This is a genomic window from Gordonia aquimaris, assembly GCF_026262595.1.
GTDB classification, from domain to species: Bacteria; Actinomycetota; Actinomycetes; order Mycobacteriales; family Mycobacteriaceae; genus Gordonia; species Gordonia tangerina.
In genome coordinates, this window is record NZ_JAPKFM010000038.1 from 19,172 (window position 1) to 28,655 (window position 9,484).

Annotated in this window: 11 protein-coding genes; 3 read left to right on the top strand and 8 right to left on the bottom strand. The window is 64.5% G+C overall.

What is annotated here, in order from left to right; translation table 11 throughout:
• Window positions 1-45: 45 nt before the first annotated feature.
• From OSB52_RS23375 to OSB52_RS23390, 4 genes are all read right to left on the bottom strand, one after another.
• Complete coding sequence (locus OSB52_RS23375; RefSeq protein WP_006357624.1) at window positions 46-996, bottom strand: DUF8832 domain-containing protein; 951 nt, start codon at window positions 994-996, stop codon at window positions 46-48.
• 92 nt (window positions 997-1,088) lie between these two features.
• Window positions 1,089-1,295 (bottom strand): heavy-metal-associated domain-containing protein, encoded by a 207-nt coding sequence (locus OSB52_RS23380; protein WP_006438347.1) that lies wholly within the window; start codon window positions 1,293-1,295, stop codon window positions 1,089-1,091.
• A gap of 103 nt (window positions 1,296-1,398) precedes the next feature.
• A complete protein-coding gene (locus tag OSB52_RS23385; RefSeq protein ID WP_266063723.1) occupies window positions 1,399-2,667 on the bottom strand; it encodes an MFS transporter in 1,269 nt (422 codons plus the stop codon).
• A 3-nt stretch (window positions 2,668-2,670) separates the two neighbouring features.
• Window positions 2,671-3,804 carry a PLP-dependent cysteine synthase family protein gene (locus OSB52_RS23390; protein ID WP_266063724.1) on the bottom strand — a complete coding sequence of 378 codons (1,134 nt, stop codon included), beginning with the start codon at window positions 3,802-3,804 and terminating at the stop codon, window positions 2,671-2,673.
• Between the two features lie 282 nt (window positions 3,805-4,086).
• Between OSB52_RS23390 and OSB52_RS23395 the strand changes: the two genes are divergently transcribed.
• Genes OSB52_RS23395 through OSB52_RS23405 form a run of 3 tightly spaced genes read left to right on the top strand, consistent with a single transcriptional unit; the run spans window position 4,087 to window position 6,438 of the window.
• Window positions 4,087-4,788 carry a response regulator transcription factor gene (locus OSB52_RS23395; RefSeq protein ID WP_277615379.1) on the top strand — a complete coding sequence of 234 codons (702 nt, stop codon included), beginning with the start codon at window positions 4,087-4,089 and terminating at the stop codon, window positions 4,786-4,788.
• Entirely contained in the window at window positions 4,778-6,010 is a 1,233-nt protein-coding gene (locus OSB52_RS23400) for a sensor histidine kinase (protein WP_006438349.1), read from the top strand. The genes OSB52_RS23395 and OSB52_RS23400 overlap by 11 nt, the downstream gene beginning before the upstream one ends.
• A 47-nt stretch (window positions 6,011-6,057) precedes the next feature.
• Window positions 6,058-6,438, top strand: coding sequence for a BlaI/MecI/CopY family transcriptional regulator (locus OSB52_RS23405; RefSeq protein ID WP_006438350.1), 381 nt, complete (start codon window positions 6,058-6,060; stop codon window positions 6,436-6,438).
• A gap of 38 nt (window positions 6,439-6,476) precedes the next feature.
• Here OSB52_RS23405 and OSB52_RS23410 read toward each other — a convergent pair whose 3' ends face one another.
• The 4 genes from OSB52_RS23410 to OSB52_RS23425 form a co-directional block, all read right to left on the bottom strand.
• A complete protein-coding gene (locus OSB52_RS23410; RefSeq protein ID WP_006438351.1) occupies window positions 6,477-6,806 on the bottom strand; it encodes a hypothetical protein in 330 nt (109 codons plus the stop codon).
• 750 nt (window positions 6,807-7,556) lie between these two features.
• Window positions 7,557-8,450 (bottom strand): IS3 family transposase, encoded by an 894-nt coding sequence (locus OSB52_RS23415; RefSeq protein ID WP_266063717.1) that lies wholly within the window; start codon window positions 8,448-8,450, stop codon window positions 7,557-7,559.
• Complete coding sequence (locus OSB52_RS23420; protein WP_266063719.1) at window positions 8,447-8,764, bottom strand: transposase; 318 nt, start codon at window positions 8,762-8,764, stop codon at window positions 8,447-8,449. Before OSB52_RS23420 ends, OSB52_RS23415 begins: the two co-directional genes overlap by 4 nt.
• Window positions 8,765-8,829: 65 nt before the next feature.
• A partial coding sequence (locus OSB52_RS23425) for a flavin monoamine oxidase family protein (RefSeq protein WP_266063727.1) occupies window positions 8,830-9,484 on the bottom strand: 655 nt, incomplete at its 5' end.

A 9,484-nucleotide genomic window follows, 5' to 3' on the forward strand; every position in this document is an offset into this window, starting at 1 on the left:
GCAGTGCCTCGGTGCAGTGGCCCCGGGGTGGCGCTGGTTAGCGAGTTAGTGTCCGGCGTGCGGATCGGCCGAGGGGGCCGTGGAGTTGGTTGTCGGGGCCGGGGCGCCGGTGGGGGCGTCGAGAACGAAGGTGGCGGTGTGCACAGCGCCGTCGACCTGGAAGTCGAGGTAGAGCAGATAGCGGCCCGGGGTGGGGGCGGTGGTGGCGAAGCGGACCTGTGGTCCCGCGAGTTGACCGGCGGTCGGTGCCGCGCCCTCAGGGTGAACATGCAGGTAGGCCAGGTCGCCCTGACGCAGAGCCACCAAGTGACCGAAAGCGCCCAGATACGGCTGCAAGGTAGTGACCGGTTGTCCTGCTCGCCGCACGGTGACGGTCAATTCGGACTCGGCTCCCGCGCGCAGGTGCCCGGCCAGCTCGATGTCGAACCCGTCGACGGATGACTGTCGTGATTCGGCGGCGGCTGGGGCCGGCTGGTAGTCACCGCTGACTTCGACGGTGCTGGTCAGGGTGAGGGGTTGACCGGTGGCGGCGGGCACGAAGTCGGCATAGATCCGGTAGCTGCCTCCCGTCGCCCACTGCCAGGGCAGCGACCAGCGCCCTTCGGGCGAGAGAGTGGGGTGCACGTGTCGAAAGTAGGCGCCATCCGCGCGGACGACGATCAGGTGCAGCTGCTTGTCGTGCTCGGTGGCGAAGTCGGTGACCGCGGCCCCGGCGGCGTCGAGGATCTCAAAGCTCAGCGGTGCTTGCATCCCGGGCGCATGGGGTGCCACCACATTTCCCAGGATGAAGCCGCCTGCTGCCAGCGAAACCCCGCGAACCTGATCGGCACCGGGGGACGCAGATGATGACGGTTGGGCAGTGTGGCCGACATGGGTGGACTCGGCCGACGACGGTCGTGGCCGATCGGGTGCGACACCCGCGGCGATGGCATAGGCCGCGGCGAAAACTATCAGCAGAGCCGCAGCGAAGACGCCGAGCTTGGTTGGAACATTCATCGCTGGATTCCTGTCATCGGTGGTGGCGACACACACGCCGCCCGGAGAAGGGCTGAAGTCGCCAGTGGGCAGACACTTCAGCCCCTCATCGGCTACTGCGCCAGGTGGTAGCCGGCCTCTTCGACCGCGACGCGGATCGCGTCGGGCTCGATCGGGGCCGAGCTGGAGATGGTGACTTGCCCGCTGGCCACGTCGACCTCGACGTCGGTCACGCCGGCCAGTGCTCCGACTTCTTCACGCACCGACGACGCGCAGTGCCCACACGTCATTCCGGAGACGATCACTGTCGATGTGCTCATGAGATGTGCCCTTTCGGTACAGCAGTGGTGCCGACGACCCTCAGGAGGCCTGTCGCTGTGGCGTCTCGCCACACCACCTTTATACCCTACCCCCCTAGGGTAATCAATGGGTGGAGGTGGGTTGAGCTTCGGTGGGGGCGGAGACGCTGAGCCATCCGCGGCGGTGCAACATCAACAGGGCGGACGCCGCCGCTATGCCGGTGAGGACCAAAGCGATCCACACCAGTTCGGGCATGTCGCGGGTGGTGGCCGCGCTGAACAGCCACCCGGTCGCGGCATTGCCGAGCAGAATCCCGATCCCGACGATGGTGTTGTAGAGCCCGTAGTGGGTGGCGACAAGCGTGCCGCGGGCCAGTCCCACCACAGTGTCCATTTCGAATGGGAACACTGCTGCGGTGGCGGCGGCGAGCAGGGCTGCGGTGAGTAGCAGTGCGGCGATGTTGAGGGCGATGTTGCGCTGATGCGTTGCGGCGCTGGCGACTAGGGGCAGGAAAGCTGCAGCCATCAGTGTCATTCCCACGCTCAGGCTGCCGGTACTGCCCCAGCGGTTGCCGAACCATGCGGTGATGCGTAGCTGTCCGGCGATGGCCACCAGACCGGTCACCACAAACATTGCGGTGACAATGCTGGTGGCGAGGGTGGGGTTGTCCGCTATGCGGTCGGCGTGCAGGGGCAGCGCGAGGTAGACCTGAAAGGACAGCACATACGAGCTGGCCATCGCCACAGCGAAGAGCAGGAATCGCCGGTTACGTACGACGCTGCGCCAGTCCTGAATGATCGAGGTGTTGCTTGGGGCTGGTGTTGTTGCGGGTAGCGCTTTGATCTGCACGAGGGTCAGGACCGCGAAAACTGCTGCCGCACACAGGGAGGTGAGCCGAAAATCCAAAGCGGTCAACGCCAGTCCGACCAGCGGCCCGAGCAGGATGCCGGCCTGGTAGAAGACGTTGAACACGGCGAATGCTTCGATGCGACGTTCACCGGCGTCGGCGGCCAGGTAGGCGCGGACGGCGGGGTTGAACAGCGCCCCGGCGAATCCCGTTGCCGCCGAGGCGATCAGGATCGCGAGCAGCGAACTGGCCAGGGCCAGTAGGATGAATCCGATGACCCGCATCAGGCATCCGGCGATGATGAGCGGTTTGTACCCCCAGCGGTCAGCGAGTGTTCCCCCGATCAGGAACATGCCCTGCTGGGAGAAGTTGCGTATCCCCAGGACCAGGCCCACTGCCCATGCCGCCAGGGCCAGCGGGCCGGCGAGATAGGCGGCGAGATAGGGCATGAGCATGTAGAAGCCGAGGTTGATGGTGAACTGGTTGACCATCAGCACTTGGCTGGGGCGATCGAAGCTGCGGAAACTGCGGTAGAGGCGTCGCATAGGTCAGCTCGTGGGCTCGGTGTGCGGCATGTGAGTGGGGTCGATGATGGTGGGGCACCGGGTCCAGCTACTCGCGACCTGGGTCAGCGGATCGTTGATGGTGTGGGGGGCAGTGGGCGCTGGGGCGTCCATCAGGTCGTGAGCTTGGCAGTACTCGTCGTTGTAGATGGTTCCGTAGTAGCGGGCGGGGCCATCGGGGAAGACCGCCGCGATGCGCGTATCGGCCGAACGAGTGCGAGCCAGCCAGCCCGAGACCAGGGCCACCGCGCCCACGCTCCAGCCGCCGGTGGCGTACTGCGTGGCGGCCAGGGTGCGGCATGCCCAGACTGCTTCGGCCGGCGCCACCCAGTGCACCTCACTGAACTGGTCGTAGGCGACGTTGCGGGGGTAGATGCTCGAGCCGAGTCCCCGCATGATCCGTGACTGTGCGGGCTGGCCGAAGATCGTCGAGCCGATGGTGTCTACGCCCACGACTTCCAGCTCAGGGTTGAACTGCCGCAGAGTATGAGCCACACCGGCTGAGTGCCCACCGGTGCCCACCGAACACACCAGGACATCGATATGGCGCAGCTGCGCGATCAGCTCCACACCCAGTGAGCTGTAACCGGTCACGTTGTCGGGGTTGGAATACTGGACGGGACACCACGCAGCCTCGTCGAGTGCGAGCAGGGCGCGCACACGGTCGCGGCGGGCTTGTTGCCAACCCCCGACCGGGTGGGGCTCGCTGACGACATCGACCCGGGCGCCGTAGGCGGCGAGCATTTGCCGCAGGATCGGTTCCAGTCCGGGGTCGGTCACCAAGGTCACCGGATGACCGAACACAATGCCCGCTAGCGCTAACCCCAATCCCAGTGTGCCGCTCGTTGATTCGATGATCTGCGCCCCCGGGGCCAGCTCGCCGCGGGCGCGGGCGCGTTCGACCATGTGCAGCGCCGGCCGGTCTTTCATGCCACCGGGGTTGAAGCCCTCCAGCTTGGCCCAGAAACCGTGCCCGTGCTCGGCAAAGGGTTCTTCGATCCGCAGTACCGGGGTGCCGCCGACCAGCTGACGACTCAGCCCAGCACGGCGCGATGTGGCCTCGGCAGGGAAGGTGGTGGCGAATGGATCACTGGTGGTGAGGCTGTAGGAGACAGTCACACGGGCATCCTCTGCATCGATGGACAGGATGTCGCCGGGCCGAAAGCAGATCAACAGTGTGAGAGGGAACTGGGACATATCGTTCGGCGCGGCGACACCGCCACCTTGCCCACTCAACCTCAAGGCTGATCGGCGGTCGGGATCAAGATCTGCTCAAGAATGCCCGCGGGGTTGGATGGTCGTGTAAACCACCGCCACCATAGGGACGTGCCTCATGACCGCGTCATCGTCGACGACGACCTTCGTGGGCCGGCGGCCCGACCACCGCACGGGCTACACGCGCTGGTCATCGAAGATGAGCCTGACATCGCCGAGGTTGTCGCCGACTACCTGCAGCGCAGCGGATTTGTGGTCACCATCGCCCACGACGGCCAAGAGGGGATCGCCGCCGCACGCACGGTGAGTCCTGCGGTAGTCATCCTCGATCTGGGTTTGCCCTCGATCGACGGCGTCGAGGTGTGTCGGCAGTTACGCACCTTCACCGACGCCTACATCGTGATGGTCACCGCCCGCGCCGACGAGGTCGACACCATCATCGGTCTCGCGGTTGGAGCCGACGACTACCTCACCAAACGGTTTCGTCCTCGTGAGCTGATGGCGCGCATCGACGCCATGCTGCGCCGTCCGCGCCCGACCTCGGCGGTAGACACAGCACACCCGCGGACACTGGGGGAGCTGACCCTGGACCCACAAGGCCGTGAAGTGCGGGTAGAAGACACACTCGTGGAACTGACCCGCACCGAATTCGACGTTCTGGAAGCCCTGAGCCGACGGCCCGGTGTGGTGTTCAGTCGAGAACAACTGCTCACCGAAATCTGGGGACCCAACTGGGTCGGCGATGCCCACGTTGTCGAAGTTCATATCGCCAGCCTGCGCCGCAAACTCGGCGACAGCGCCGCGGCCGGTCGATTCATCCGTACCGTGCGCGGCGTGGGCTACCGGATGGGTGACGGCCAACCTCGAGGAGACAGCCATGAACGGTGATCGACGACGGGCACGTATCCCGGGCAGCTTCGGCTCCCGGTTGATGCTGGCCCAGGCCATCGTGATCGGCGGCGGCGGCATCAGCGTCGCGATCGTGGCACTGTTCGTCGCGCCGCACACCTTCCACGATCACCTCGGCCAGTCCAGCCTCGAACCGGGATCAGCACAGGCCGAACACGTCGAGGCCGCATTCACCTTCTCCATCGTCGTCTCGATGACCGCAGCCCTGGTCACCTCGACGATCCTGGCCACGGCCGTCAGCTGGTTCCTGGCTCGCCGCGTACAACAGTCAGTCGCCAGCGTCGCGCGCTCGGCTGTGGCGATCGGCGCAGGCAACTACCGCACCCGTGTTCCCGATCGCCAGCTCGGCACTGAGTTCACCCAGCTCAGCCGAGCCATCAACCAGCTGGCACAACGTTTGAACTCCCAGGAAGACATCCGCAAGCGGATGCTGTCAGACCTCGCCCACGAACTGCGCACCCCGTTGACCACCATCGGCGCGATCACCGACGCCCTCGAGGACGGTGTCCGCGCGCCCGACTCCCACACCTTCGACGTCGTGCGCACCGCCACCACCCGGTTGCAGCGCCTCGCCGAGGACATCGCGACCGTATCCAGCGCCGACGAGCACCAGATGCCATTGCAACCCTCGACGATCACTGTCAACGAACTGCTCATCGCGACCTACGAAGAAGCCGCCGAGCTGTTCACCGACGCCGGCGTCACGCTGGGCATCGTCACCACCGCCGCGCGCGTACACATCGATGTCGATGCCGAACGAATGAGCCAAGTACTGCTCAATCTGCTCACTAACGCGCTGCGACACAGCTCCCCGGGCCAGCGGGTCGTAGTGAAAGCCGACACCGCCCCGGCACACGCGGTGCGCATCAGCGTCGTCGACTGCGGGGACGGGATTCCCGCTCAACACCTTCCACACATCTTTGACCGCTTCTACCGCACCGACTCCTCACGGACCCGAGACGCCGGCGGCAGCGGTATCGGACTCACCATCGCCCGCTCCATCGTCGAAGACCATGGGGGCACCTTGCTCGCCGAAAGCCTGGGAACCGGGCACGGAGCCACCTTCACCATCACGTTGCCGACCACAACACGACGTCACATCCACCGCAGCACCCCTGGAACCGAATTCTCCGCAGCCATCGAACACCGCCCGCCTCGCGGCGCTGCCGATGCGCTCCAACGGGACCGAGCTACTAACTGAGGTAGTCCGTCGTAAGATTGACCCGCATCTAGAGATGGTGGGTGAAAATGACTGGGCTGGGTTCGCTGGAACGCGCAGTGATGGACGTGCTGTGGTCGGCCGGTGCGGCGATGTCGGTGCACGACCTAGTCGAGGAACTCCACGACCGCGAACCGGCCTACACCACAGTGCTCACCGTCGTCACCAACCTGCACAAAAAAGGGTTCGTCGGTCGAGAAAAAGTCAGCCGCGCCTACCGGTACTTCCCCATGCAGACCCGCGAGGAGGCCACCTCACGCACCTTGCGTCAGGTCCTCGACGCCAGCGGAGACTCCGCGGCAGTACTGATGCACTTCGCCCAGACCGTGACACCCGCCGAGCGGGAAGTGCTCAGCGAATACCTCAGCCGCAAACCTCGCCACACCCGCGGCGGCGGCACCAAAGCCTAAGCCACAGAAACGTTCCAAGAGTCGAAATCCCGGCCCGACTACTCAACCGGCGCGCGCCCCTTGACTGCGGGAAGTAGATGCGCCGCCAGCGCACCGGCCACACCCGCAGCGAAGGCCGCAGCACTCAGCGCCGACACCCAGTCGTGCACATCCACCGCGGTCAGCATCCGCAGCTCGACCTGATCACCGCGCCCGACTCCTGACGGGTCGGATGGCACGAGATCCGACGTTCGGAGCAGCATCACCAGCCAGAACGCGGCAACCGCCTCAAACATCACCACGGCAAGGCCCACCGCACGAGAGATCGTACGGGCAGGACCGCGCGGGCCGAACCGATCCGTACGCGGCACCTCGACACCGTCAGTCATGCCCACCACCTCCTCCGCACACTCGCATCACGCCCCACTTCTACTAACCACCTTCGTATTTTGTGGGAATCGGGCGTGGGCGCCGGGAACGAGGGCGTCGAAGCCATCACCGCGGGAGGCCGGCCGGGCCAGGCGGAAGACTATCGCGGCCACCAGACCGAAGATCGCGATCACACTGCCTGTGCGGGACCACCTCGGGGTTCGATTGAGCTCCGATCGCCGACGAGAAATCGCCCTGGGGAGCAACCACCATCACGCCGACGGCCGCACTCACGGCCACCGCACACGAAACAAGCGCCCGCCACGCCTCCCCACCTCGATCCGGCTGGCGGGCAGCGGCGACACCACACGCTACGACCGCACCGAACAGTCCCAGGAGTGTCCCTTGGGCCACAATGTTTGCGATCACCACGCCTCCAACAGCCAACCTTGAAACTATGCTAGATAGTAGTTTAGGTGGGCTGGAGGGCGCTGACGGAGGGGGAGTAGCTCTATCTTCTTCGTCGGTGGGACCGCCGCCTGCATCGATGAGTTGGTCCTCGCCCCCGATTTGGAAGCCTGGGACATCGAACTCGACCACGAATCATGGCTCACGACGCGTTCAACCCGCTGCCACCCGCTACGCGCTGACTTCGTTCCTAGCCCGTCCTACCTCACGATCAACGTTTTTGCGACGTCTCCCCGCGGAGCTGTGACGGCTACGGTTAAGCAATGTCGTCGACTGGGGCTCCCCCGAAAAAGTGGACACGGTTAGCTTGATTGCTGACTTGTCAGTGATGTGACCTCGAAGTCGATAGGCGAGATCATCCCCAGCGAGCTGTGCCTCCTGTCATGATTGTAGAATCGGATGTAATTGTCAAGTCCTGCAGTAAGATTCGCGTAGGTGGTGAACGCGTGTCGCTTGTAGTATTCGTGCTTGACGGTTGACCACAGCGATTCGGCGCCGGCGTTGTCCCAGCAGATCCCTGTCGCGCCCATCGAGCGCCGCAAGCCATGTTTGCCGCATGCGGCGGCCATGTCGTGGCTGGTGTACTGACTGCCCCGGTCGCTGTGCAGGATGGTGCCGGCCACCGACCCGCCTCGGGTGAACACCGCGTCGTCCACGGCCGCCTCGACCAGCTCGGTGCGCATGTGATCGGCCAGCGACCAGCCGAGCACCCGACGCGAGTGCTCGTCGCGGATCGCACAAAGGTATGCGTCGCCTTCACCGCAGGTCAGGTAGGTGATGTCAGAGGTCCAGACCAGGTCGATGCCCCCCTGGTCGAACGCTCGCCCGACCCGGTCGGGCGGGAATGTCGCCGTCTGATCGACCTCGGTGGTCTTGACCTTGAAGGTGCGTGGGCTGATGCCCTCGATACCCATCTCGGCCATGATCTTGGCGACGGTGTTCTCCGAGACCGCGACGCCCTCGGCATGTAGATCGGCGGTGATCCTCGGCGAACCATAGGTACGGGTGGATGCCTGCCAATGGGCGAGGATCTTCACCTCCAGATCCCGGCGGCGCTGCTGGCGAGGTGTCAACTCCGTACGTCGTTGCCGATCCACCCACGAGTAGAATCCTGATCGTGAAACACCCAGCAGTTCCGCCAGTTTCGTGATCTCGTGGTCGGCGCACTCCGCGGCAATGAGCTCGAACTTGCTCACCGATGTTGCTGCGCCGCAAAGTACGCCGATACTTTTTTCAGGAACGCCAAATCGCGATCCCTCTCGGCGAGCTCCGCGCGTAACCGAGTCAACTCCGCGCGCTCACCAGCCGACAAGTCCCGATCCGGTGGGGCGTTGCGCACCTCGTCGGCGACACCATCGCGCATCCGTTCAGCGCGCACCCACTTGCCCAACAAGTTCTCATGCACGTTGAGTTCACGCGCGACCTCGGTGACCGGCCGGCCCCCGTCAATCACCCGACGAGCAGCCTCCGCCTTGAACTCAGGCGTAAACGACCGACGCGTCCTGGACATGTAGACATCCTCCCAGCAGGACCCTTCGTCCCGCTATCTCAGGTGTCCACTCAAACTGGGGAGGTTCAGTCAATGTAGCCGGGGCGAACATGAGAAATGTCTCCGCCTGCGAAGGCGACGGCTCCGTGTGGGCGATTGAGCGCCTCTTCGAAACGAGTGGTGAATCCAGCCGGATAGATTGCCCATGTGCCTAGCGCGTGTGGGTCTCTATGCCAGTCGTGTGCGTCGGCGGCGACTACCTCTGCGTTCGGGATGTACTCGCGCAGTGTGGTCGTTAGTGACTCAAGGTCGTTGACGTCTGGGCATTTGGCGTCGCCAAAACCAACCAGTAGTGCGAGTTCGCCACGTTCTTCGACGGTGAATAGGTGATGGTATGGCCCAGGTGCTCCCAATGCGAAGACCCCACCGCCGGCATTTTTTGCGGCCATCCACAGTTTGAATCCTTGACCGGGATGTCCGAGGGCCAGTGCCGCTGACTTCGTGTGGTCGAGTTCCGGTGTGAATGTGATCGATCCGAGCGTAGTCATTGGGACTGCGCAGATGAGAGCGGCCGCCTGGTAGGTGCCTCGGCTTGTCTCTGCTGTTACACCACTGCCTGTCTGAGTGATGGCGTGGACTACGGTGCCGAGTTCTACTCGAGCATTTGATTCTTCGATCATCGCGTTGATGAGCTCGTCGCTCCCGTTCGCAAACCGGGGGCCTAGCATGACCGTTCCCATG

Excerpts from the sequence above, each read along its gene's own strand:
- OSB52_RS23375 (WP_006357624.1), bottom strand. The coding sequence starts at position 996 with ATGAATGTTCCAACCAAGCTCGGCGTCTTCGCTGCGGCTCTGCTGATA.
- OSB52_RS23380 (WP_006438347.1), bottom strand. The coding sequence starts at position 1,295 with ATGAGCACATCGACAGTGATCGTCTCCGGAATGACGTGTGGGCACTGC.
- OSB52_RS23385 (WP_266063723.1), bottom strand. The coding sequence starts at position 2,667 with ATGCGACGCCTCTACCGCAGTTTCCGCAGCTTCGATCGCCCCAGCCAA.
- OSB52_RS23400 (WP_006438349.1), top strand. The coding sequence starts at position 4,778 with ATGAACGGTGATCGACGACGGGCACGTATCCCGGGCAGCTTCGGCTCC.
- OSB52_RS23405 (WP_006438350.1), top strand. The coding sequence starts at position 6,058 with ATGACTGGGCTGGGTTCGCTGGAACGCGCAGTGATGGACGTGCTGTGG.
- OSB52_RS23410 (WP_006438351.1), bottom strand. The coding sequence starts at position 6,806 with ATGACTGACGGTGTCGAGGTGCCGCGTACGGATCGGTTCGGCCCGCGC.
- OSB52_RS23420 (WP_266063719.1), bottom strand. The coding sequence starts at position 8,764 with ATGTCCAGGACGCGTCGGTCGTTTACGCCTGAGTTCAAGGCGGAGGCT.